General features: G+C 73.1%; 23 protein-coding genes, 1 pseudogene and 1 riboswitch. Of the genes and pseudogenes, 12 read left to right on the top strand and 12 right to left on the bottom strand.

What is annotated here, in order from left to right; all coding sequences use genetic code 11:
• Nucleotides 1–145: 145 nt before the first annotated feature.
• Complete coding sequence (locus tag AB0M16_RS02400) at nt 146–673, top strand: hypothetical protein (RefSeq protein WP_365337801.1); 528 nt, start codon at nt 146–148, stop codon at nt 671–673.
• Between the two features lie 115 nt (nt 674–788).
• Nucleotides 789–1,817, top strand: a complete 1,029-nt coding sequence (locus tag AB0M16_RS02395; RefSeq protein WP_365337799.1) for a serine hydrolase domain-containing protein — start codon at nt 789–791, stop codon at nt 1,815–1,817.
• 82 nt (nt 1,818–1,899) lie between these two features.
• Here AB0M16_RS02395 and AB0M16_RS02390 read toward each other — a convergent pair whose 3' ends face one another.
• Nucleotides 1,900–2,454, bottom strand: coding sequence for a MarR family transcriptional regulator (locus AB0M16_RS02390; RefSeq protein WP_365337797.1), 555 nt, complete (start codon nt 2,452–2,454; stop codon nt 1,900–1,902).
• A 95-nt stretch (nt 2,455–2,549) separates the two neighbouring features.
• On the opposite strand from AB0M16_RS02390, the gene AB0M16_RS02385 reads away from it, so the two are divergent.
• A complete protein-coding gene (locus AB0M16_RS02385; RefSeq protein ID WP_365337795.1) occupies nt 2,550–3,761 on the top strand; it encodes an MFS transporter in 1,212 nt (403 codons plus the stop codon).
• Here the strand turns inward: AB0M16_RS02385 and AB0M16_RS02380 are convergent.
• Entirely contained in the window at nt 3,748–4,509 is a 762-nt protein-coding gene (locus AB0M16_RS02380; RefSeq protein WP_365337793.1) for an alpha/beta hydrolase, read from the bottom strand. The genes AB0M16_RS02385 and AB0M16_RS02380 overlap by 14 nt on opposite strands.
• 135 nt (nt 4,510–4,644) lie before the next feature.
• Between AB0M16_RS02380 and AB0M16_RS02375 the strand changes: the two genes are divergently transcribed.
• From AB0M16_RS02375 to AB0M16_RS02365, 3 genes are read left to right on the top strand one after another with little or no spacing between them, the layout of a single operon-like run.
• Nucleotides 4,645–5,103, top strand: a complete 459-nt coding sequence (locus AB0M16_RS02375; protein WP_365337791.1) for a hypothetical protein — start codon at nt 4,645–4,647, stop codon at nt 5,101–5,103.
• A 31-nt stretch (nt 5,104–5,134) separates the two neighbouring features.
• Nucleotides 5,135–5,551, top strand: coding sequence for a DCC1-like thiol-disulfide oxidoreductase family protein (locus AB0M16_RS02370; protein WP_365337789.1), 417 nt, complete (start codon nt 5,135–5,137; stop codon nt 5,549–5,551).
• Between the two features lie 23 nt (nt 5,552–5,574).
• Nucleotides 5,575–6,345 carry a TetR family transcriptional regulator gene (locus AB0M16_RS02365; protein ID WP_365337787.1) on the top strand — a complete coding sequence of 257 codons (771 nt, stop codon included), beginning with the start codon at nt 5,575–5,577 and terminating at the stop codon, nt 6,343–6,345.
• A 98-nt stretch (nt 6,346–6,443) separates the two neighbouring features.
• Here the strand turns inward: AB0M16_RS02365 and AB0M16_RS02360 are convergent, their stop codons facing one another.
• The 3 genes from AB0M16_RS02360 to AB0M16_RS02350 all read right to left on the bottom strand — a co-directional run bounded on the left by AB0M16_RS02360 (nt 6,444) and on the right by AB0M16_RS02350 (nt 9,885).
• Entirely contained in the window at nt 6,444–8,003 is a 1,560-nt protein-coding gene (locus tag AB0M16_RS02360) for an ABC transporter substrate-binding protein (RefSeq protein ID WP_365337785.1), read from the bottom strand.
• Nucleotides 8,004–8,271: 268 nt separating this feature from the next.
• Nucleotides 8,272–9,627, bottom strand: coding sequence for a metallophosphoesterase (locus tag AB0M16_RS02355; RefSeq protein ID WP_365337783.1), 1,356 nt, complete (start codon nt 9,625–9,627; stop codon nt 8,272–8,274).
• 12 nt (nt 9,628–9,639) lie between these two features.
• A complete protein-coding gene (locus AB0M16_RS02350) occupies nt 9,640–9,885 on the bottom strand; it encodes a hypothetical protein (protein ID WP_365337781.1) in 246 nt (81 codons plus the stop codon).
• Nucleotides 9,886–10,009: 124 nt separating this feature from the next.
• On the opposite strand from AB0M16_RS02350, the pseudogene AB0M16_RS02345 reads away from it, so the two are divergent.
• Nucleotides 10,010–11,224, top strand: a pseudogene (locus AB0M16_RS02345) (D-alanyl-D-alanine carboxypeptidase); the annotation flags it as partial.
• A gap of 184 nt (nt 11,225–11,408) precedes the next feature.
• Here AB0M16_RS02345 and AB0M16_RS02340 read toward each other — a convergent pair.
• The 4 genes from AB0M16_RS02340 to AB0M16_RS02325 form a co-directional block, all read right to left on the bottom strand.
• A complete protein-coding gene (locus AB0M16_RS02340) occupies nt 11,409–12,416 on the bottom strand; it encodes a YihY/virulence factor BrkB family protein (protein ID WP_365337779.1) in 1,008 nt (335 codons plus the stop codon).
• A complete protein-coding gene (locus AB0M16_RS02335; RefSeq protein ID WP_365337966.1) occupies nt 12,404–12,856 on the bottom strand; it encodes a GtrA family protein in 453 nt (150 codons plus the stop codon). The genes AB0M16_RS02340 and AB0M16_RS02335 overlap by 13 nt, the downstream gene beginning before the upstream one ends.
• A gap of 74 nt (nt 12,857–12,930) precedes the next feature.
• Complete coding sequence (locus AB0M16_RS02330; RefSeq protein WP_365337964.1) at nt 12,931–13,836, bottom strand: decaprenyl-phosphate phosphoribosyltransferase; 906 nt, start codon at nt 13,834–13,836, stop codon at nt 12,931–12,933.
• 55 nt (nt 13,837–13,891) lie between these two features.
• Nucleotides 13,892–14,422 (bottom strand): phosphatase PAP2 family protein, encoded by a 531-nt coding sequence (locus AB0M16_RS02325; protein ID WP_365337777.1) that lies wholly within the window; start codon nt 14,420–14,422, stop codon nt 13,892–13,894.
• Between the two features lie 164 nt (nt 14,423–14,586).
• Between AB0M16_RS02325 and AB0M16_RS02320 the strand changes: the two genes are divergently transcribed.
• A complete protein-coding gene (locus AB0M16_RS02320; RefSeq protein WP_365337775.1) occupies nt 14,587–16,116 on the top strand; it encodes an FAD-binding oxidoreductase in 1,530 nt (509 codons plus the stop codon).
• 43 nt (nt 16,117–16,159) lie between these two features.
• On the top strand, nt 16,160–16,915 hold the full coding sequence (locus tag AB0M16_RS02315) for a decaprenylphospho-beta-D-erythro-pentofuranosid-2-ulose 2-reductase (protein ID WP_365337962.1): 756 nt from the start codon (nt 16,160–16,162) through the stop codon (nt 16,913–16,915).
• Nucleotides 16,916–17,182: 267 nt separating this feature from the next.
• Here AB0M16_RS02315 and AB0M16_RS02310 read toward each other — a convergent pair whose 3' ends face one another.
• Both AB0M16_RS02310 and trpS read right to left on the bottom strand, forming a co-directional pair.
• Nucleotides 17,183–17,782 carry a 2'-5' RNA ligase family protein gene (locus tag AB0M16_RS02310; protein WP_365337773.1) on the bottom strand — a complete coding sequence of 200 codons (600 nt, stop codon included), beginning with the start codon at nt 17,780–17,782 and terminating at the stop codon, nt 17,183–17,185.
• A 103-nt stretch (nt 17,783–17,885) separates the two neighbouring features.
• Nucleotides 17,886–18,899, bottom strand: coding sequence for a tryptophan--tRNA ligase (gene trpS / locus AB0M16_RS02305; RefSeq protein ID WP_365337771.1), 1,014 nt, complete (start codon nt 18,897–18,899; stop codon nt 17,886–17,888).
• Nucleotides 18,900–18,955: 56 nt separating this feature from the next.
• On the opposite strand from trpS, the gene AB0M16_RS02300 reads away from it, so the two are divergent.
• A complete protein-coding gene (locus tag AB0M16_RS02300) occupies nt 18,956–19,540 on the top strand; it encodes an RNA polymerase sigma factor (protein ID WP_365337769.1) in 585 nt (194 codons plus the stop codon).
• On the top strand, nt 19,533–20,312 hold the full coding sequence (locus AB0M16_RS02295) for a hypothetical protein (protein ID WP_365337767.1): 780 nt from the start codon (nt 19,533–19,535) through the stop codon (nt 20,310–20,312). Before AB0M16_RS02300 ends, AB0M16_RS02295 begins: the two co-directional genes overlap by 8 nt.
• Before the next feature lie 22 nt (nt 20,313–20,334).
• Here the strand turns inward: AB0M16_RS02295 and glyA are convergent, their stop codons facing one another.
• Nucleotides 20,335–21,645 carry a serine hydroxymethyltransferase gene (glyA, locus tag AB0M16_RS02290; protein ID WP_365337765.1) on the bottom strand — a complete coding sequence of 437 codons (1,311 nt, stop codon included), beginning with the start codon at nt 21,643–21,645 and terminating at the stop codon, nt 20,335–20,337.
• Between the two features lie 67 nt (nt 21,646–21,712).
• Nucleotides 21,713–21,803, bottom strand: a riboswitch (ZMP/ZTP riboswitch).
• A gap of 108 nt (nt 21,804–21,911) precedes the next feature.
• Between glyA and rocD the strand changes: the two genes are divergently transcribed.
• Nucleotides 21,912–23,117, top strand: coding sequence for an ornithine--oxo-acid transaminase (gene rocD / locus AB0M16_RS02285; protein ID WP_365337763.1), 1,206 nt, complete (start codon nt 21,912–21,914; stop codon nt 23,115–23,117).
• Nucleotides 23,118–23,236: the final 119 nt, after the last annotated feature.

Raw genomic sequence — 23,236 nt, 5'->3', positions numbered from 1 at the left:
GACGCCGTCCGCCGGTTCGTGTCCGGGTCCCGTCCCCCTCCAGGGAGGCGGGACCCTTCGCGTTCCCCGGCACACGCTCTCCGCCGACGCGGGCTCATGTGCCAGGATCTGGGGCAGCGTTGAAGCCCAGGAAGGACGGGGAAACATGAGCGAGCCGAACCCTTACAAGGCAGAGGACTCGGGAAGCTACGAGTGGGGACCGGGCCAGCCGGCCGGGACGCCGGGGTACGGCTACCCGCAGACGCCCCCGCCGTCCTACCAGCCGACCGTGGCCGCGGGCGTGCCCGTGCCGCCGCAGCACGCGCCGATGCCGGTGGGGGCGGGCGCGGGGGCCCCGCTGCTGAGCCTCGGTGACATCACGGTGGTCGGCGACCAGATCATCACGCCGGCCGGGGCGATGCCGCTGAAGGGCGCGGTGTGGAACGCGATGGACATGTCGCGGACCGAGGAGAAGATCCCCACGGTCGCGATCGTGCTCGCCATCATCTTCTTCCTGCTGTGCCTGCTCGGTCTGCTGTTCCTGCTGATGAAGGAGAAGCAGACCACCGGCTTCATCCAGGTCACGGTGACGAGCGGCGGCCGGCACCACGCGACGATGATCCCGGCGACCGGCCCGGACACCATCCACTGGGTCATGGGGCAGCTCAACTACGCCCGTTCGCTGAGCGTCTGAGTGGTCCTCAGGGTTGCCGGCCGCGCTTCCCGGTGATCCTCAGGGTCCGCCCTCAGGGGCGGACCAGGGTCGTCCCCGATGGTGCCGGGGGTCGGCCGCGCGGGAACCTTGATCCATGACGAACTCATGGATGAACAAGGCGCGTTGGACGACGGCGGCGGCAGTGGCCGCACTGGTGGTGGCGGGGGCGGCCGTGCCCGCGAGCGCGGCGACGCCGACCCCCTCCGTGGTGGCGCCCGCCGCCGGCAGGGTCGACCCGGCGGCGCTGCGCAAGGCGCTCGCCGGACTGCCCGACGACTACGTGCGGGGCGCCATGGTGAAGGTGACCGGGCGGGACGGACGGTGGACCGGGACGGCCGGCGAGTGGACCGCGCCGACCGAGGCCGAGTTCGCGATAGGCAGCGTCACCAAGCTGTTCACCTCCACCGTCGCGCTCCAACTGGTCGGCGAGGGGCGCCTGTCGCTCGACGACACGGTCCAGGAACTGCTGCCGGGCCTGCTGCCGGACTCGTTCGCACCGATCACCGTCGGGCAGCTCCTCAGCCACACCAGCGGGCTGCAGAAGCCCCGGTGCGCCCGCCCCGGCACGCCGGTGGAGGTCGTCACGTCGGCGGTCTCCTGCGGGACGCCGGCGGCCCCGGGGACGACGGTCCAGTACAACGGCATCAACACCTTCGTCCTCGGGCTCGCGATCGAGAAGGTGACCGGCCGGACGTACGCGGAGGAGCTGCACGACCGGGTGCTGCGGCCGCTCGGCCTGCGGCACACCCGGCTGCCGGCCGACGACTGGGCCTGGGCGGAGGGCGGGCTCGTGTCGAACGCGTCGGATCTGCGGCACTTCACGACGGCGCTGATACGCGGTGGACTGCTGCGCCCGGCCGAGCGGCGGCTGCTGTTCACGACGCCGTCGGTGCCCGGGGCGAACTTCAGCTACGGCGGACTGATGTCGTTCCGGCTCGACAGCGGCCTGGTCGTGTGGGGCAAGACGGGGTCCAACAAGGGTTACACGAGCGGCGTGTTCACCACGCCCGACCTGGACCGCGTGCTCGTGTACTCGCTGCTGTCGACCGGCAAGAGCGCCGACGAGGAGCTCGCGCGGATCAAGGGGATAGCCGCTGCCGCGTTCCGTGGGGCCGAGCGCTAGGAGCGTGGCCTTCTCGATCAGGCCGGATCAGGGAGCGGTGCCGGACGCCCCGAGCCCGACGGTATCGGCGACGCACCCCCGGCTAGCCGTGCCAGGGCTGGGCGGTGGCGTCCTGTTCGGCGACGATCATGATCCGGCGGAGCATGTCGTTGAGGTTCTCCCGCTCCTCGGGTCCCAGGATGCCGAGGAGGCGCTCCTCCTCGTGGCCGAGGACGTCCATGGCGCCGAGCCAGGTCTCGCGGCCGGGCCCGGTCAGTTCGACGATCACGCGGCGGCGGTCGGTCGTGGACTGGGTGCGGCGGACGAAGCCGCGCTTCTCCAGCGCGTCGAGCCGGCCGGTGACGGAGGCGGGGGCGAGGTCGAGGTCCTGGGCCAGCTCGGAGGGGGCGGCGCTGCCGCCGCGGCCGGCGAGCTTGTGCAGCGTGTCGAACTCGTGGCGTTCCAGGTCGAAGTCGACGAGGGACTGCTCGCGCACCCGGCGGAGGTGGACGGAGAGCTTCTTCATCCGGGTGACCGCGCCCTCGACGACCGGGTCGAGGCCGGGCAGGACGGGCTGCCAGCGGGCCACGTGCTCGTCGGTCCAGTCGCGCGGCGCCTCGCGCGGGGTCGCGCGCGGTTCCTCGGTGGGTGGTGCCATGGAGTGATCGTACGTCGGGGGCGGGCCCCATTCGGGGAGGACGCGCAAAAGTATTTCGTTGACGAATTATTCGGCACCGAAATACTCTGCGGCGCATGCCCGCCTTCACCGAGCCCGTCCCCCATCCGCTGCGCACCCGCTCCTTCCGGCTCCTCTTCGCCGGGCGCACGCTCTCCCTCCTCGGCGACGCCGTCATCCCCGCCGCCCTCGCCCTCGCGGTCCTGAAGGCGACCGGCTCCACCTCGGCGCTCGCGCTCGTGCTCGCCTGCTCGATGGTCCCGAAGCTGCTCCTGCTGCCGCTGGGCGGCGTCGTCGGCGACCGGTTCGACGCCCGCACGGTGGCGCTGGCGATGGACCTCGTCCGGTGCGTCACCCAACTCGTCGTCGGGATCCAGCTGCTGAGCGGCACCCCGTCGCTCGCGGTCATCGCGGGCGTCGAGGTGCTCGGCGGCGCGGCCGGCGCCTTCGCGACACCGACCGCCGCGCCGCTGGTCAAGGGCACGGTCCCGGCGGGGTCACTGCAGCGGGCCAACGCGGCGATGGCGGTGGCCTACAGCGTGAGCCGGGTCGGCGGCCCGGCCCTCGCCGGGACGCTGATCCTCACGGTGGGGCCCGGCTGGGCCTTCGTCCTGGACGCGGCGAGCTTCGGCGTCAGCGCCGCCCTGCTGTGCGCCGTGCGGGTGGCGCGGGTGGAGGTTCCGCGGCGCTCGCTCCTGGCCGACCTGAAGGAGGGCTGGCGGGAGGTCCGCACCCGCGACTGGTACTGGACGAGCCTCATCGGGCACAGCGCCTGGAACGGGGCCGCCGCGGTCCTGATGACGCTCGGACCCGCGATCGCCCTGGACCGGCTGGGCGGCGACCTCGCCTGGGCGGTGTTCCTCCAGGTGGGGGCGATCGGGCTGCTGCTCGGCTCGCTGGCCGCCGACCGGATCCGCCCCGGGCGTCCGATCCTCGCCGCGAACCTCGGCCTCGCCACGTACGCGCTGCCGCTGCTGCTCCTGGCCGCCGGGGCGCCCGCGCCGCTCACGATCGGGGCGTACGGGCTCGCGCAGGCCGGCCTGGGCTTCCTCACCCCGGTGTGGGAGACCGCGGTGCAGCGGGCCGTCCCGGAGCACGCGCTGGCGCGCGTGACCTCGTACGACTGGCTGCTCTCCTTCGCGGCGATGCCCCTGGGCTACGCCCTGGCCCCGCCGGCCGCCGCCACCTGGGGGCCCGGACTGCCCCTTGTGGTCGCGGCGGTGGCGGTGGCGGGCTGCTGCCTGGGAACGGCGCTCGTGCCGGGGGTGCGGGGCTTCAGGACCGGTTGAGGAAGTCCTCGACGAGCCGGGTGGTCTCCGCGGGGCGCTCCAGGGCCGGCAGATGGCCGGCCCAGTCCAGTTCGAGGTGGCGGACGTCAGGGAGGAGACCGGCGAGCCGGGTCGCGACGGCCCGGAAGTCCGGGACGTCATGGGCGCCGGTGAGGGCGAGGACCGGGACGTCGATCGCGGCGAGGTCGGCGTCGGTGACCTCCACGGGCCAAGGCGCGAACTCCTCGGGGGCGGCGAGCTGGAGCTCGAAGGCGCGGGCCTGCATGCGCCGGACCAGCTCCCGGGCGTCGGCCCCCGCGTCCGGACCGAGCCAGAAGTCGACGTTGAGGTCGACGGCGCCGGGGAGGTCGTCGGCTTCCAGCAGGGTGTTCTCGCGCCCGAAGAAGTCGCGCAGCTCCGGGCTCGCCTCGTGGCCGGGGGCGGCCGCGCAGAGCAGCGCGAGGGAGGTGGTGCGGCCCGGGTGGCGCACGGCGAACTCCAGGGCGACCTCGCCGCCGAAGGAGGAGCCGACGAGGGCGGCGCGTTCGGCGCCGAGGTGGTCCAGCAGTGCGGCCACGTCGTCGGCGTGGACGTGCGGGCGGTCGACGGGGCTGTCACCGAAGCCCCGGAGGTCGCATCGGACCACGCGGTACCCGGCCGCCGCGAGGGCGGTGAACTGCGCGTCCCACATGCGCCGGTCGCAGACGCCGGAGTGCAGGAGCAGGACGGTGGAACGGCCGTCGCCTGCCACGTCGTGAGCAAGTGTCATGCGGCCGACCCTAGAGCCCGGAGGCCGTCCCCACCAGGAGATTCGCTCTCCCCTCCGCCCCCGCTTGAACATGTTCAAGATGAGGTCTACATTCATGTCCGTCAGCTTTGAACGCGTTCAAGGGAGCGTGAGGGCATGGACCTCACTGTCGTCGCGTACGTCATCTACCTGCTCATCAGCGTCGGGCTCACCGTCTGGGTCGCCCGCACCCTCAGCCGCAACGGCAAGGTCTTCCTGGCCGACGTGCTGCACGGGAACGAGAAGCTCGCGGACGCCGTGAACCACCTGCTCGTCGTCGGCTTCTACCTCGTCAACCTCGGCTTCGTCGCCCTCCACCTGAGCCAGGACCAAGCCGTCGTCGACGCCCGGCAGCTCTTCGAGGCACTGTCGGTGAAGCTCGGCGTCGTCCTGCTCGTGCTCGGCGTGATGCACCTCGCCAACGTCTACGTCCTCAACAAGATCCGCCGCCGGGGCGTCCTGGAGCGCGGCCAGGTCCCGCCGGTGCCGCCGCAGGGCTGGACCGACCCCGCCGGGGGCGGCCACCCGGGCCCCCAGGGGCCCAACCCGTGGGCCACCCCGGCCACCGGCGCCTGAGCCGCCCCCGCCCGCCCGGCCCGGCACCCCGATGACGTCGAGCGCGCCCGTACGGCGCCTGACCGTCCTCTACGACGCGGACTGCCCGCTCTGCGTCCACCTGCGGCACTGGCTGATCCGCCAGCCCCAGCTCGTCCCCCTGGACCTCGTCCCGGCCGGCTCCCGGGAGGCGCGGCGGCGCTTCCCGGCCCTCGACCACGACGCCACCCTGCGGGAGATCACGGCGGTCGGGGACGGCGGCCAGGTCTACCGCTCGACCGCCGCGTGGATCGTCTGCCTCTGGGCCCTGGCCGAACACCGGCCCAAGGCCCACTGGCTGGCCACCCCGGCCGGGCAGCCGTTCGCCCGGGCGACGGTCCTCGCGGCCGCCAGGTGGCGCGAGGCGCTGAGGTCCGAGCGCACCGGCTGCACGGAGGGACAGTGCGAGGCACCCGGCTCGTCCGGCTAGGCTCAGGGCCCGTGGAGGTCGCGATGGAAGAGAAGCAGGGCACGGACGCCGACGGGCAGCCGACGGACAAGCCCGCCAAGGCGCCGAAGAGCGAGCAGACCCGCGCGCTCATCCTGGAGACCGCGCTCCGCCTGTTCAAGGAGCGCGGCTACGACAAGACGACGATGCGGGCCATCGCGCAGGAGGCCGGCGTCTCCGTCGGCAACGCGTACTACTACTTCTCGTCCAAGGAGCACCTCGTCCAGGGCTTCTACGACCGGATCGCCGAGGAACACCAGCGGGCCGTCGAGCCCATCCTCGAGGGCGGCGAGAAGGACCTGACCGCCCGGATCCGCGGGGTGCTGCTCGCCTGGCTCGACATCGCGGAGCCGTACCACGAGTTCGCGTCCCAGTTCTTCAAGAACGCCGCCGACCCGGACAGCCCGCTCAGCCCCTTCTCCCCCGAGTCGGAGGGCCCGCGCGAGGCGGCCATCGAGGTGCACCGGCGGGTCATCCGCGGGGCCGCGGTGAAGGTCGACCGCGAACTCGCGGAGCCGCTGCCGCGGCTGCTCTGGCTCCAGCAGATGGGCCTGGTGCTGTTCTGGGTGTACGACCGCTCCGAGGGCGCCGCCAACAGCCGCCGCCTGGTGGAGCGGCTCGCCCCGGTCACCGCCCGGGCGATCTCGCTGTCCCGCTTCCGGATCCTGCGCCCGCTGGTCACGGACGTCCACGACGTCCTGTCCGACTTCATGCCGACGGCGGCCGGGATGGCGGCCTCGGGCAAGCCCAAGCGGACCGCCGGCCGCAAGTCCTGACGGCGCGGCCGCGCGCAGACCCACGGCGCACGAAAGGGGCCCCGGACCACGGCGGGTGGTCCGGGGCCCCTTTCGAGTCCGTGGGGCGCGGGACACCCCTAGATCCAGCTGAGCTCCCAGAGGCGCCAGATACCGGTGCCGTCCGACAGGTACTGCGATCCGGCGACCTCGTCCGTCGACAGCACGTAGTCCTTCTTCTGCCACAGCGGCACCAGCGGGACGTCCTTGGCGACCTCGTCCTGGATGGCCTTGAAGTCGGCGGTCGCCCGCGCGCGGTCGCTGTACTGCTGCGTCGCGGCGATCAGCGAGTCGATCCTCGCGCTGGAGAACTTGTTGTGCAGGGTGTTGTGCGTGCCGACGAGCGGGGCCGTGAAGCTGTCGGAGTCCGGGAAGTCGGGGAGCCAGCCGACCGTGTAGGCGTCGAACTTGCCCTGCGCGTACTCCTTCTGGAACTCGGTCCACGCGACCGGGACGATCGTGACCTCGAAGAGGCCCGTCTCCTCCAACTGCTTCTTCAGCTCGGCGGCCTCGGCGGCGTAGGTGGCGTCCTTGCGGTAGCCGAGGGTGAACTTCACCGGGGTGTCGACGTCCGCGGCCTTCAGCAGGCTCTTGGCCTTGGCCTTGCTGGGCTCCGGGTAGGTGTCGTAGAAGGCGGTGCTGTGGCCGACGAAGCCCTGCGGGATGAGGGAGTACAGCGGCTCGACGGTGCCCTGGTACGGGCCGGTGGTGATGGCCGGGCGGTCGATGACCGCGGCGACGGCCTGCCGGACCGCCTTCTTCGCCATCGCCGAGTCGGGGCGCACGTTGAAGTTGAGGTTGCGGATCTCGGCGCTCGCCGCCTCGGTGACCTTGATGTCGTCCGGCGTCGACTCGTTGAGCTTGTCGAGGAAGGCCGGCGGCATCTGCCGGTGCGTCACGTCGACCTGCTTGCCCTTCCAGGCGTCGGCGAGCTGCTGCGACTCCTTGAAGTACTTCACGACCACCGGGCGGCCGGCCTTGGTGATGGCGCCCCGGTAGTGGGGGTTGGGCTCCAGACGGGCGCTGACGCCCGGCTGGTACTCCTTCAGGACGTACGGACCCGAGCCGTCCACCACGGTGTCCTTGCGCAGCGACTTGGCCGGGTACGTCGTGTGGTCGACGATCGAGCCGGCACCGGTCGCGAGCTTCAGCGGGAAGGTGGCGTCCCGGCCGCTGAGCTGGAAGGTCACCTTCTGGCCACGGGCCACGACCTTCTGCAGGGTCGGGAAGAGCGGCGCCGGACCGACGTCCGTCCTGATCGTCATCATCCGCTCGAACGAGTAGCGGACGTCGTCGCCGGTGATCTTGCGCCCGTTGGAGAAGGTGAGGTCGTCGCGGAGCGTGCACTCGTACGTCGTCAGCTTCGAGCCGACGAACCGGCAGCTCTTCGCGGCGTCCGGAACCGGCGTGGTGAAGCCCGGCTTGAAGGTCAGCAATGACTGGAAGACGTTGCTGTACATCGCCCAGGAACCGGCGTCATAGGCCCCGGCCGGGTCGAGCGAGGTCACCTCGTCCGTGGTCCCGATGGTGATCGGATCGGAGCGCACGTCATCGGAGGGCAGCAACTGCCAGCCTCCGATCCCCGCGACCACCAGAGCCCCACAAGTGATCAGAATTCGCAGACGGACCGCAGACCGCATCGATCTTCCCTTTTCGCGTTCCCACCCCTGTCGCGGCGGAAAACGACCGGCCGCGATGGCGTCACCCAATCACACGGTCTTCACTAGTGGAAGGGTAAACCTTCACACTGCACGTATATGTCCAGGGATTAGGGATTTCAGGGGACTCAGCGGTACTCGCCAGTACGTATCCGGCACGACGCGCTGCGTGACGCGACCTGTGGGCCGCCTGTGGATCGCCTGTGAACACCCCCGGAACGACCCGTGATTCGGCCCGGTCCCCCGTCCGTCACGCCTGCTTCGAGGCCAGCTCCACGACGGTGATGTCGGACGGCGCGCCGACGCGGACGGGCGGCCCCCAGGCGCCCGCACCCCGCGACACGTACAGCTGGGTGTCGCCGTACCGCTCCAGGCCCGCGACCGTCGGATTGGCCAGCTCCGCCAGGTAGTTGCCGGGCCAGAGCTGGCCCCCGTGGGTATGGCCGGACAGCTGGAGGTCGACCCCGTGGCGCACGGCGTCGTCGATGACGATCGGCTGGTGCGCCAGCAGGACCGCGGTGCGGGCCCGGTCCCGGTCCCCGAGCGCCTTCACGAAGTCCGGCCCCTGCCCCTCGCTCTCGCCCGCGACGTCGTCCACGCCCGCGAGGTCGAAGCCGGCGCCGATCTCGACGCGCGCGTTGCGCAGGGGGTGCAGGCCGAGCTCGCGGACGTGGTCGACCCAGGCGTCGGCGCCGGAGAAGTACTCGTGGTTGCCGGTCACGAAGAACGCGCCGTCGCGGGCCCGCAGGCGGGCGAGCGGCTCGGCGGCTGGGCCGAGGTTCTCGACCGTGCCGTCGACCAGGTCACCGACGACGGCGACGAGATCGGGCTGGGTGGCGTTGATCGTGTCGACGATCCGCTGGGTGTGGGCGCGCCCCAGGATCGGCCCGAGGTGGATGTCCGACACCACCGCGATCCGGTACCCGTGCGCCCCGCGCGGCAGCTTGGCCAGCGGCACGGTCACCCGCTTCACCCGCGGCCCGCGCAGCACCCCGTACGTCCCGTACCCGACGGTCCCGACGGCGACGGCGGCCGCGGTGCCGGTGACGAGCCGGTTGACGAAGAGGCGGCGGGAGAGGTCGGCGCCGCCGCCGGCCACCGGGGCGGCCGGCTCCGCGGCAGCGGCCCCGGTGGCCGGTGTGGTCGGCGCCACGCCCGGCGTCGTCGGATCCGCGGCCGGTGTGGTCGGCTCCGCGGCCGGTGTCCCGGCAGGGGCCGGCACGTCCGCCGGAGCGGACCCCACGGCAGCGGGGACGGCTTCCGGCGCCGGAGCCCGGGTGCCCGCCTGCCGCCGGGCGAGCCACCGCCGCAGCAGCGGCCGCAGCGGCTCCGTCACCACCAGGGCGAGCGTCACGTACAGGAGCAGCGCGAGCCAGAGGAAGCCCGGCCAGGCGACGGCCTGCTGGAGGACGAAGGGGGCGCCGGCCCGCCCCGAGACGAGCGCGGCGAGCGACAGGAGCGGCAGCAGGACCGCCGCCGCCGTACCGAGCCGGCGGGCGGCCCCGCCGGGCACCGTCAGGTCGCGCACGAGGCGCCGCCACACGTACCGGTGGACCGCCCCCAGGAGGGCGAGGACCACGACCAGGACCAGCAGGAAGACGACCACGCCCGAGAACCCCTATCCGCGTTCGTGCCGAAGGGCGCGCACCCCGCGCAACCCGATCACCCCGACGCCCGTCCCCAGAACAAAGGACGTGACGGCCAGCAGCAGGTGCACCCAGAAGTAGGCCGTCGGATCGCCTGCGTCGTCGAAGGCGAGACCGCTTGCGTCGTTCCATAGGTTTTTGACGAAAGTGATCCAGATGAGCCAGCTCCATGCTCCGAACGCGAGCAGGAACCAGGAGACGGGACGGCTGAGCTTCATGGTCCCAGTATCACCGGCCGCCCCACGGCCCCTGCGGACGGGTGGACGAGCGGGGACGAACCGCCCCGCGGGGTTCGGAACCCGCTTCCGGGGATGTACGTTCTCGATCGTGTCCGCTTCGAAGATGACCGCGAAGGCCGCCCTGTCGGCGACCGCCGCCGCCACCCTGCTCCCCTTCCTCGCCGCTCCCGCGCACGCGGACGACAAGGACCAGCAGCCCAAGCCGCCCGCCCTCATGTCCAGCATCGGCGGGACGCGCCTCGCCCAGCCCGGCACCCAGGTGCAGCTGGGCCCCGGCGCCCCGGTGCTGCCGAAGGAGCTCAGCGCGCGCTCGTGGATCGTGGCCGACGCGGAGAGCGGCCAGGTGCTCGCCGCGCACAACGCGCACTGGAAGCTCGCGCCCGCCTCCACGCTCAAGATGCTGTTCGCGGATACCCTGCTGCCCAAGTTCCCGAAGACGCTGAACCACACCGTGCTCCCCCAGGACCTGGCGGGCATGGGCGCCGGGTCCAGCCTGGTCGGCATCAAGGAGAAGCAGACATACAGCGTCCACGACCTGTGGCTCGGCGTCTTCCTGCGCTCCGGCAACGACGCCGTGCACGTCCTGTCGGCGATGAACAACGGCGTCGCGCAGACCGTCGCCGACATGCAGGCGCAGGCGGACGACCTCCAGGCCCTCGACACCTTCGTCGTCTCCCCGGACGGCTACGACGCCCCGCGCCAGGTCTCCTCCGCGTACGACCTCACCCTCATCGCCCGCCACGGGATGCAGAACCCGGACTTCCGGGAGTACGCCGCGACCGCCCGGGCGAAGTTCCCCGGCGAACAGAAGCCCGGCAAGCAGCGCGAGGCCTTCGAGATCCAGAACACCAACCGGCTGCTCACCGGCGACCTCGGCGTTCCCGCGTACCAAGGCATCGCCGGCGTCAAGAACGGCAACACCACGCACGCCGGCGCGACCTTCACGGGCGTCGCGGAGCGCAACGGCCGGGTCCTGCTCGTCACCGTGATGAACCCGTCCTCGAAGGAGCAGCACGCCGTCTACAAGGAGACGGCCCGGCTGCTCGACTGGGGCTTCGCCGCCACCGGCAAGGTGACCCCGGTCGGCGAGCTGGTGCCGCCGAAGTCGGCCCGGACGACCCCGGGGAACGGCGCGGACACGTCGAACGGCACCGCGCCCGCCCCCGGCAAGAACGCCCCGGCGGGCGCCGAGCACGCGGCCGTCGCGAAGGGGAAGTCGGGCGGCGCGGGGATCGCGCTGGCCGTGGCGGGCGGCGTGCTCGTGCTGCTCGCGGGTGCCGCCTTCCTGGTCAACCGCCGCTGGCCGCTGGCCGCTTCGGCCCGACGCCGGAAGCCGCAGGGGGCGGCGGAGCCTTCCGAGGCTCCGGACTCCACGAAGGCCTCGGACTCCACGGACGATGCGGACTCCACGAAGGCCTCGGACTCCACGGGGGGTTCGAGCGCCGAGGAGGGTCCGACGTCCGGTGCCGGGGCTCCGGCATCGTCCGAGGGGGCGGGCTCGCCTAAGGCTTCGGAGGCTGCGGTGTCCCCGGCGTCCCCGGATTCTCCTGAGTCGGCCGAGTCCCCTGAGTCCCCTGAGTCCCCTGAGTCCCCGGCTGCTCCCGCCTCTCCTCCGTCTCCTGCGTCTCCTGCGTCTCCAGTTGACGGGACTCCTGTGAATCCCTGACCCCCGTCGCCGTCCAGGCCGCGCAGAAGAGCAGCAGCTTCGCGGTGAAGTTGATCCACAGCAGCAGGGCGACCGGCACGCCGAACGCCCCGTACATCGACTTCGCCGCGACGCCCTTCATGTAGCCGCCGAGCAGCAGCTTCAGGAGTTCGAAGCCGACCGCGCCGGTCAGCGCCGCGATCACCAGGTCGCGGCGCCGCGGCTCGACGCCCGGCAGCATGGTCAGCACGAACGCCAGGATGAGGAAGTCGGCGACGACCGCGACCACGATCGCGGCGGCCTCCAGGAAGAATCCGCCGGCCCCGGAGTGCGAGACGCCGAGCCGGTCGGCGCTCCAGCCGACGGCGGTCGAGCCGAGCCAGGACGCGGCGAGCGAACCCAGCATGACCGCGCCGAGGCCGAGCAGCACGAGCGTGTCCTTGCCCTTGCGCAGGACCGGGTTGTCCTCTTCGACGTCGTCCAGGCCCCACACGGCGCGCAGGCATTCGCGCATCGAGCCGACCCAGCCGATGCCCATGAAGAGCAGCACGGCGCCGGCGACGAGGCCGACGGTCGCCGCGTTGTCGACGAGGCCGCCGATGTCGAGCTGGTCGGAGATGCCCGGGACCTGCTCGGCGATCTTCGCCTCGATCCGGTCGAGCTGTTCGGGGGAGAGCAGCGCGGCGCCGACCGCGGCACCGACGGTGATCAGCGGGAAGAGGGCGAGGAAGCTGAGGAAGGTGATGGCGGCGGCGAGCCGGGCCCAGTGGACCTCGTCGAGCCGCTCGTACGAACGCCAGGCGTGGGTTCTCATGAAGCGGATGACCCACGGGCCGACGACGGGGAGTTTGGTCAGCCAGTCCATGGCGTACGCGCCTCTTCCTCGGGTGACGGAGTCCGGAACACCAGGGTCCGTGTGCCCCAGAATCGCAGCATGGTCGCCATGACCATGCCCACGCCGAGTCCCGACATCGTGTCGGCGCGGGCCGAGGTGAGTCCGAGGCCGTGGTGGGAGACGGCGAGGCACAGCAGCTGGACGACGGCGCCCGCCACGTTCACGGCGAAGAAGACGCCGTACTCGCGCAGGGCGACGGCCCGCCGCCGGTAGGTGCCGAGTGCGTTGCCGAGGTAGGCGACCGTGCAGCCGGCGAGGAAGGACAGGGCCTTGGCGGTGATCGGGTCGACGCCGAGCGGCCCGCGCAGCCACAGGAAGAGCGCGAGGTCGGCGGCGTACGCGGCGAGCCCGGCGACGGCGAAGCCGAGCACCTCGCGGCGCGTGCCGCGCCCGGGGAGGCTCCGGGGCACCCCGTCGCCGAGGAGGGCCCGGCGCACACCGCCGTCACGGAGCGTCCGGCGCACGCGCCCCGCGGTCGTGCCGCTCACAGGCCCATGACCGCCATGCCGTACATCGCCGCCCACACCAGGCCGATGACGGCGAGCGGTCGGTCGCGCAGGACGACCTCCTCCGGCTCGCCGGCCGTGCCGCGGTCGGCGTACACGGCGTAGCGGAGCACCGCCAGGACGAAGGCGACGACGGAGAGCTGACGCCACGGGAGCAGCGTGCCGGTGGCGACTCCGTCGCCCTCCAGGGCCCACAGGCAGTAGCCGAGGACGGCGACCCCTGCCGCCAACTGCCAGACGAAGCGCAGGTATCCGGTCGTGTACTGGGTGAGCAGCGCGCGGGTCGCGCCTCCCGCGTCCTGCATCTGCACGGCCTCCGAGTAGCGCTTGGCCGCCACCATGAACAGCGCCCCGAAGCCGGTGGTGATGAGGAACCAGCGGGAGAGCGGGATGCCGAGGGCGACTCCGCCGATCACCGCCCGCATGAGGAATCCGGTGGTGACGACGGTGAGGTCGACGACGAGGACGTGCTTGAGGCGGACGCAGTAGGCGAGTTGCATGGCGAGGTAGGCGGTGATCAGCAGCGCTGTCATCGCGTTGCACAGCAGGGCGCTCGCGACCGCGGCCCCGAGCCCGAGCACGGCACCGGTGGCGTGGGCGAGGGGTACGGGGACGAGTCCGGCGGCGACGGGGCGGTGCCGCTTGACGGGGTGGGCGCGGTCGGCGTCGGCGTCGCGGGCGTCGTTGACGAGGTAGACGGCCGAGGCGGCGGCCGTGAAGAGGGCGAAGACCAGTCCGAGTCGGGCAGCGTGGTGCCAGGAGCCGAGCTGCCCGGCGGCGACGGGCGCGGCGACGACGAGGCTGTTCTTGACCCACTGGCGGGGCCGGGCGGTCCGTACGAGCCCGCGGGCGACGGCGAGGGTCCCGCGCCGGGGGCGGCGCAGCGGCGGGGCGACGGGCGCGTCGAGCAGGGCGGTGGCGGCGCGGCCCGTCGTGGGCTCAGTCACGGGGGCCTCCGGTGACCCAGCGGTGGCCGGCGGCAGCGGCGGCCACACCCAGGAGGGCTCCGGCGGCGACGTCGGTCGGGTAGTGGACGCCGACGACGAGCCGGGAGAGGCACATGGCGGCGGCGGCCGGGACGGCGGCGTGCCGGACGGGCGGATGCAGGGCGGCGAAGGCGACGGCCGCCGCGGCGGCGGAGCTTGCGTGACAGCTGGGGAAGGAGTGCCGGCCGGCGGTGCGGACCAGGGGCGTGTAGTCCTCGGGGCGCGGCCGGGGACGCCGTACGACCCGTTTGACGCCCATGCCCGCGAGGTGGGCGGCGCCGATCACGGCGGTACCGCGCAGCCAGCCCGCACGGCGCGACGGGTCGAGCGCGGCGGCGCTCAGCCCGGCGGCGAGCCACAGCGCCGCGTGCTCGCCGCCGTGGGAGAGCGCCCGGGCGGCGGCGGCCACGGCGGCGTGACGCCCGCAGGAGCGCAGCGCGGCGAGGACCCGCTGGTCGGCCGCGGCCCAGTCCCCGTATCGCATCCGCCTCACTCGCCTCCCCGTTCGCCGTCAACCAGGGGCGACTCTGACGCGCGGAGGTGTCCTACGGGTCGGCACGCTTTCCTGACACTCGTTTAATCACCCATTTCGACGAACCGCCCGCCAATCCCGGCATAAGCGACAGTCCCGGCGATACGGTCGCTTCCATGGCAGCCGAGACCGACATCGAGACGGGTGTCGCGCCCCCCTACGACGCGGCCGACTCCGTCGACGGCGACACCGACGCCGACACCGACGCCGAAGCCGACACCGACGCCGAAGCCGAAGCCGTCGCGGGCGACGGCGGTGCAGCCCACGACGGCTTCGAGGAGCTCGACGCGGACGACGCGGACGACACGTACGACACGCTCACCGGCTGGGGCCGCACCGCCCCCACCCTCGCCCGGGTGGTCCGCCCCCGCACGTACGAGGAGGCCGCCGCCGCCGTGCGCGCCTGCGGCGCCCGCGGGTCGATCGCCCGCGGTCTCGGCCGGGCCTACGGCGACGCCGCCCAGAACGCCGGCGGGTGCGTGCTCGACATGACGGCCCTGGCCCGGATCCGCGCGATCGACGCCGACGCCGGGCTCGTCGTCTGTGACGCCGGCGTCAGCCTGCACCACCTGATGGAGGTGCTGCTGCCGCTCGGCTGGTTCGTGCCCGTCACCCCCGGCACCCGCTACGTCACCGTCGGCGGGGCCGTCGGCGCCGACATCCACGGCAAGAACCACCACGTCTCCGGCTCCTTCGCCCGGCACGTCGTCTCCCTCGACCTGCTCACCGCCGACGGACAGGTGCACACGCTCGCCCCCGGCACCCCGCTCTTCGACGCCACCGCCGGCGGCATGGGCCTGACCGGCGTGATCCTCTCCGTCACCCTCCGGCTGCTGCCCGTCGAGACCTCGCTGATGTACGTCGTCACCGAGCGCGCGGCCGACCTCGACGACCTGATGGCCCGGCTCACCGCCACCGACCACCGCTACCGCTACTCCGTCGCCTGGATCGACCTGCTCGCGCGCGGCGCCGCGACCGGCCGCGCCGTCCTGACCCGCGGCGACCACGCCCCGTACGAGGCACTGCCGCGCCGGGCCCGCCGTGCTCCGCTCGACTTCCGGCCCGGCCGGCTGCCCGCCGCCCCCGCGTACGTCCCCGAGGGCCTGCTCGGCCGCACCGGCGTGGGCGTCTTCAACGAGCTCTGGTACCGCAGGGCGCCCCGCCGGCCCACCGGCCGGCTGCAGCGGCTCTCCTCGTTCTTCCACCCCCTCGACGGCGTCCCGCACTGGAACCGGGTCTACGGGCGGAGCGGCTTCGTGCAGTACCAGTTCGTCGTCGGGCACGGGCACGAGGAGACCCTGCGCCGGGTCGTGCGGCGGATCGCGAGCCGCGGCTGTCCGTCCTTCCTCGCCGTGCTGAAGCGCTTCGGCGAGGCCGACCCCGGCTGGCTCTCCTTCCCGCTGCCCGGCTGGACCCTCGCGCTCGACATCCCGGCCTCGCTCAGCGGCCTCGGTGCCTTCCTCGACGAGCTCGACGAGGAGGTCGTGGCCGCCGGCGGCCGGGTCTACCTCGCCAAGGACTCGCGGCTGCGGCCCGAGCTGCTCGCCGCGATGTACCCGAGGCTCGGCGACTTCCGCGAGCTGCGCGCCACCCTCGACCCGCGGTCGGTCTTCGTCTCCGACCTGTCGCGGCGTCTGGGGCTCTGACCCCCGCCCCCCCACCCGTCCCTTCCCGAGGAGCGTGAACGCCATGAAGGACGCCTTCGGCGCCCCCCAGTCCCTGCTCGTTCTCGGCGGCACCTCCGAGATCGGCCTCGCCACCGCCCGCCGCCTGGTCGCCCGCCGCACCCGCACCGTGTGGCTGGCCGGCCGCCCCTCCCCCGCCCTGACCACCGCCGCGGACTCGCTGCGGGCGCTCGGCGCGGACGTGCGCACCGTCCCCTTCGACGCGCTCGACACCGAGTCCCACGAGGAGCGGCTCGGCAAGCTCTTCACGGAGGGCGACATCGACATGGTGCTGCTCGCCTTCGGCGTGCTCGGCGACCAGGCGCGCGACGAGTCCGACCCCCTCGCGGCCGTCCGGGTCGCCCAGACCAACTACACCGGCGCGGTCTCCGCGGGCCTGGTCTGCGCCCAGGCCCTCCAGGCGCAGGGGCACGGCTCGCTCGTCGTGCTCTCGTCGGTGGCCGGCGAGCGGGCCCGACGGGCCAACTTCATCTACGGCTCGTCGAAGGCCGGCCTCGACGCCTTCGCACAGGGCCTCGGGGACGCGCTGCACGGCACCGGCGTGCACGTCATGGTGGTCCGGCCCGGGTTCGTCCGCTCGAAGATGACCGCGGGCCTCGACGAGGCCCCGCTGGCGACCACCCCGGAGGCGGTCGCGACGGCCATCGAGCTCGGGCTGCGGCGCCGCTCGGAGACGGTCTGGGTGCCGGGTGCGCTCCGCGTGGTGATGTCGGCGCTGCGGCACGTGCCGAGGGGGATGTTCCGGCGGCTGCCGGTGTAGCCCGGGGCGGGGCGTGCGGCGGGGCGCAGTCGCTCGGGCGGGCGGGCCGACAGCGGTCGGGCCGGGTCGGGCGCGGTCGCTCGGGCGGGGCGGGCCGGAAGCGGTCGGCCCCGGCGGGGCGGCCCGGGAGCGGGCGGCCCGGGTCGGGCCGACCGGGGCGGGCGGGAGCGGGAGACGCTGGGCGAGCGGCGCCGCGCGGGCAGCCGCGCGGGGCCCGCACCACCGGATACGGCCAGGTGAAGGGGGGTCGGTGCGCCCGGCGCGGGGCTAGAGGGTGGCGGTCGGCTCGTCGACCGGGCTGCCGCCCTGCGCCGGCACGGCGGTGACGGCGGTACCCGCCCGGCCGCTGCCGAACTCGTAGTCGTACAGCTTGCGCCACACCTCGTCCGCGCCCTGCTCGTACAGGGCGAAGGAGCAGCAGGTCCAGTCCGCCGCGTAGTCGGCGAGCTCCTCGAAGGCGCGGTCCATCGCCGGGTCGGGGATGCCGTGGGCGACGGTGACGTGCGGGTGGTACGGGAACAGGAGCTCGCGCGGGACCGGGCCGGCCGCGTCCCGGATCCGCTGCTGGAGCAGGTCGCAGCCTTCGGCGCCCTCGACGAGCTTGACGAAGACGACCGGGGAGAGCGGCCGGAAGGTGCCGGTGCCGTCGAGCCGCATCGCGAAGGGGTCGCTCAGCGCGGCGATGCCGGCGAGGTGAGCCTCGATCTCGGGCAGGCGGTCCTCGTCGACCTCGGTCGGCGGGAGCAGGGTGACGTGCGTGGGGATGCCGTGCGCGGCGGGATCCCCGAAGCCCGCGCGCCGCTCCTGGAGCAGGCTGCCGTGAGGCTCCGGGACCGCGATCGAGACGCCGATCGTTACGGTCCCCACGTCGTTCTCCTCCGTCGTCCGTCGAAACGTGTCTGGTGGTGCAGCCGCCAGTGTGCGGCCTGCACCACCCTTTCGGCCAGGGTCCTTGGGCCCCGTGCCCGGCTCAGTGCTTGGCGGGCAGGAAACCGATCCGCTCGTAGGCCTGCGCCAGCGTCTCCGCGGCGACCGCGCGCGCCTTCTCCGCACCCTTGGCCAGGACCGAGTCCAGCGTCTCCGGGTCGTCCAGGTATTCCTGGGTCCGGGTCCGGAAGGGAGTGACGAAGTCCACCATGACCTCGGCGAGGTCGGTCTTCAGGGCGCCGTACATCTTGCCCTCGTAGCTCTTCTCCAGGTCGGCGACCGACGTGTCGGTGAGCACGGACATGATGGTGAGGAGGTTGGAGACGCCGGCCTTGTTCTCCGGGTCGAAGCGGATGACCGTGTCGGTGTCGGTGACCGCGCTCTTGACCTTCTTCGCCGTCGTCTTCGGGTCGTCGAGCAGGTTGATCAGGCCCTTGGGGGTGGACGCCGACTTGCTCATCTTGATCGCCGGGTCCTGCAGGTCGTAGATCTTCGCCGTCTCCTTGAGGATGTACGGCGCCGGGATCGTGAACGTCTGGCCGAAGCGCCCGTTGAAGCGCTCGGCGAGGTCGCGGGTCAGCTCGATGTGCTGGCGCTGGTCCTCGCCGACCGGGACCTGGTGGGCCTGGTAGAGCAGGATGTCGGCGACCTGGAGGATCGGGTACGTGAAGAGGCCGACGGTCGCGCGGTCGGCACCCTGCTTGGCGGACTTGTCCTTGAACTGCGTCATGCGCGAGGCCTCGCCGAAGCCGGTGAGGCAGTTCATGACCCAGCCGAGCTGGGCGTGCTCGGGGACGTGGCTCTGGACGAAGAGGGTGCAGCGCTCCGGGTCGAGGCCCGCGGCGAGCAGCTGGGCGGCGGCGAGCCGGGTGTTGGCGCGCAGCTCGGCCGGGTCCTGCGGGACCGTGATCGCGTGCAGGTCCACGACCATGTAGAAGGCGTCGTGGGATTCCTGCAGAGCCACCCACTGGCGCACGGCGCCGAGGTAGTTGCCGAGGTGGAACGAGCCTGCGGTGGGCTGGATTCCGGAGAGCACACGAGGTCGGTCAGAGGCCATGCTCATCATTCTCTCAGGTGTGGGAACCGATCCCGGACTGCCGGTGTATCAAAGGTGTGGGGACGCGGGAGGGGGGCCTGGTCGAGGACGAGGCCGCGGTGATCGCACGGGTATGCGCCGGGGAGCCGGAGGCGTACGCGGAGCTGGTCCGCGCTCATACGGCGGTGGCGCTGCGGGCGGCGGTGGCCTGTGGGGCGGGGGTGGACGCCGAGGACGTGGTGCAGCAGGCCTTCTTCAAGGCGTATCGCTCGCTGGGGCGGTTCAAGGAGGGGGCGTCGTTCCGGCCGTGGCTGCTCAGCATCATCGCCAATGAGACGAGGAACACACTCCGCTCGGCCGGTCGGCAGCGGGCCGTGGCGGGGCGTGAGGCGGAGCTGCTCGCGGGCGAGCCGCTGATACCGGAGGGCGCGGACCCGGCGGTGGCGGCGGAGGAGGACGAGCGGCGCCGGCGGCTGCGGGCGGCGCTGGACGCTCTGGGTGAGGAGCACCGCCAGGTGGTGGTGCACCGCTATCTGCTGGAGCTGGACGAGGCGGAGACGGCCGAGGCGCTCGGCTGGCCTCGCGGGACGGTGAAGTCCCGGCTGAGCCGGGCGCTGAAGAGGCTGGGGACGGCGCTGAAGGGAGGTGACGAGCATGACTGACGGCGGGAAGCGGGGTCTGGAGGAGGAGCTGCGGGCGCTCGGGCGGGACCTGAGAGTGCCGGACGTGGACGGGGCGACGATGGCCGAGCGGGTGCTCGCGCAGCTCCTGGCCGAGGGGGTGCCCGTCCCGGCGCCGCCGCCCGACCGGTGGCGGTGGCTGCGGCGCCGGTGGAAGGCCCTGGTCGCCTCTCTCTCGGGGCTGCTCATGGTCGTGGTGCTCACTCCCCCGGTGCGGGCGACGGTCGTGGAGTGGCTGGGCTTCGGCGGGGTCGACGTGCGGTACGAGCCGGGGGCGCCGCCCGCGCCGGGCCCGGCGGCCGTCCCGGGCTGCCCGGATCCGGTGCCGCTCGCGGAGGCGGGGCGCAGGGCCGGCTTCGCGCCGCCGGTACCCGGGGCGCTCGGGCCGCCGGACGCGGTGACGGTCACGGGTGCGGAGCCCCGCGGGGTGGTCGGGTTGTGCTGGCGGACGGCGGGCGGCCGCGCGGTGCGGCTGGACGCGTTCCCGGCCCGGCTCGACCTCGGCTTCGCCAAGCTCGTGCGGGTCCAGCCGGAGTGGGTGACGCTGCCGGACGGCACGGAGGCGTACTGGTTCGCCCGTCCGCACGTACTGACCTTCCCGATGACGGACGCCTCGGGAGCGGCGTGGACGCACTCGGTGCGCCCGGCGGGCCCCACGCTCCTGTGGACGAGGGGCGGGGGCGCGCTGACGCTCCGTCTGGAGGGGATACCGGACCGGGCGGAGGCGCTGCGGGTCGCCGCCTCCGTCCGGTGAGTCCGGTGGGACGCCGGGGGGCTCAGACCGGCAGACCGGGCGCCGGGAAGGCGCCCATGAGCTCGGCGACCTCGGCGCGGATCACGGCGAGGGCGTCCTCGTCGCCCTTGCCGGCGGCCGCGACACCCCGGTCGATCCAGTCGGCGACCTGCGCCATGTGGGAGGCGTCGAGGCCTCGGGAGGTGAGGGAGGGGGTGCCGATGCGGACGCCGGAGGGGTCGAAGGGCTTCCGGGGGTCGTAGGGGACGGTGTTGTAGTTGACGACGATCCCGGCCCGGTCGAGGGCCTTGGCGGCGACCTTGCCGGGCACCTCCTTGGGGGTGAGGTCCATGAGGATCAGGTGGTTGTCGGTGCCGCCGGAGACCAGGTCGAAGCCGCGGGCGAGGAGTGCCTCGGCGAGGGCCCGGGCGTTGGCGACGACCGCGTGGGCGTAGTCGCGGAAGGAGGGCTGGGCCGCCTCGCGCAGGGCGACGGCGATGGCCGCGGTGGTCTGGTTGTGCGGGCCGCCCTGGAGGCCGGGGAAGACGGCCTTGTCGAGGGCCTTGGCGTGCTCCTCGCGGGACATCAGCATGGCGCCGCGCGGGCCGCGGAGGGTCTTGTGGGTGGTCGTGGAGATCACGTCGACGTGCGGCACCGGGGAGGGGTGGGCGCCGCCCGCGATGAGGCCGGCGATGTGGGCGACGTCGGCGACGAGCACGGCGCCGGCCTCACGGGCGATCTCGCCGAAGGCGGCGAAGTCGATGGTGCGGGGCAGCGCGGTGCCGCCGCAGAAGATCACCTTCGGGCGTTCGGCGAGGGCGAGCTCGCGGACCTGGTCGAAGTCGATGAGCCCGGTGTCCTTGCGCACGCCGTACTGGACGCCGCGGAACCAGGTGCCGGTGGCGGAGACGCCCCAGCCGTGGGTGAGGTGGCCGCCCATGGGCAGGGCCATGCCCATCACGGTGTCGCCGGGCTGGGCGAAGGCGAGGTAGACGGCCAGGTTGGCCGGGGAGCCCGAGTAGGGCTGCACGTTGGCGTGGTCGACACCGAAGAGGGCCTTGGCGCGCTCGACGGCGAGGGTCTCGACCTGGTCGATGTTCTGCTGGCCCTCGTAGTAGCGGCGGCTGGGGTAGCCCTCGCTGTACTTGTTCTGCAGCACGGTGCCGGAGGCTTCGAGGACGGCGGCGGAGACGTAGTTCTCGCTGGGGATGAGCCGCAGGGTCTCGGCCTGGAGCCGTTCCTCGGCGCCGACGAGCGCGGCGAGTTCGGGGTCGGTCGCCGAGAGCGCGGGGTGGTGCGCGGGAAGGTCCGCGTGCTGGGCGGGAAGTTCGGGGTGCTGGCTGGGAAGGGTCATGGCGTCCTCCGGGCAGGGGCCCCGGTGCGGCTGCCTGGCGGCACCACACGGGACCTGGTCGGTCGTCCCGTGATGCCCAGGCGGGCGGCACCTCGTGTGGTCTGCCGCGCACGGCTCCCCCGGGGTCGCTTCCCCGTTCGCCAGTCGCCGCGCGTGTTTCCAGACTAGCGGGCGCGCCGACACGTAGGTTTCCCCGTCCGGCATCCGAGCGACGATAAGAAAAGGGAGCCACACCCGCCCCAGGCCGCAGGACGAACGGAGATCCCGTGTCGAGAACGCAAGACGAGATCGCTGCCGCGGACGCGCACAGCGCCCACAACTACCACCCCCTTCCCGTGGTCGTCGCCTCCGCCGAGGGGGCGTGGATGACCGATGTCGAGGGCCGCCGCTTCCTCGACATGCTCGCCGGCTATTCGGCGCTCAACTTCGGCCACGGCAACCGGCGCCTCCTCGATGCCGCGCGGGCGCAGCTGGAGCGGGTGACGCTCACCTCGCGCGCCTTCCACCACGACCGCTTCGGGGAGTTCTGCACCCGCCTGGCCGAGCTGTGCGGCAAGGAGATGGTGCTGCCGATGAACACCGGCGCGGAGGCGGTGGAGACGGCGGTGAAGACCGCCCGGAAGTGGGGGTACGAGGTGAAGGGCGTGCCGGACGGGCACGCGAAGATCGTGGTCGCGGGCAACAACTTCCACGGCCGCACCACGACGATCGTCAGCTTCTCCACGGACCACGAGGCCCGCGACCACTACGGCCCCTACACGCCGGGCTTCGAGATCGTGCCGTACGGGGACCTGACCGCCCTGGAGACTGCGGTCACCGAGAACACGGTGGCGGTGCTCCTCGAACCGATCCAGGGCGAGGCGGGGGTCCTCGTGCCCCCGCCCGGATACCTGCGCGGGGTACGGGAGCTGACGGCCCGGCGGAACGTGCTGTTCATGGCGGACGAGATCCAGTCGGGCCTGGGCCGTACCGGCAAGACCTTCGCCTGCGAGCACGAGGACGTGGTGCCGGACGTCTACATCCTGGGCAAGGCGCTCGGCGGCGGTGTGGTGCCGGTGTCGGCGGTGGTCGCGGACCGGGACGTCCTCGGCGTGTTCCGTCCGGGCGAACACGGCTCGACCTTCGGCGGCAACCCGCTGGCCTGTGCGGTGGCCCTGGAGGTCATCGCGATGCTGCGGACCGGGGAGTACCAGCAGCGGGCGGCCGAGCTCGGCGAGCACCTGCACGCGGAACTGGGTCTGCTCGTGGGCGGCGGCGCGGTGGAGGCGGTCCGCGGGCGCGGCCTGTGGGCGGGCGTCGACATCGTCCCGGAGAAGGGCACGGGCCGGCAGATCTCGGAGAAGCTGATGGAGCGCGGCGTCCTGGTGAAGGACACCCATGGCTCGACGATCCGGATCGCCCCGCCGCTGGTCATCGGCAAGGAGGACCTGGACTGGGGGCTCGAGCAGCTGAGGGCGGTGCTCTCCGACTGACGGCCCCACAGCCGGGCGCACCGGGGTGTCGCCCAGGAGACCGACGGTCCGGGGCGACGCCAGCAGACCAACGGTCCGGGGCGACGCCAGCAGACCAACGGTCCGGGGCGACGCCAGCA

The sequence above is a fragment of the Streptomyces sp. NPDC051921 genome (genome assembly GCF_040680975.1).
GTDB lineage: Bacteria > Actinomycetota > Actinomycetes > Streptomycetales > Streptomycetaceae > Streptomyces.
This window is presented reverse-complemented; position numbering and strand designations above follow the sequence as displayed.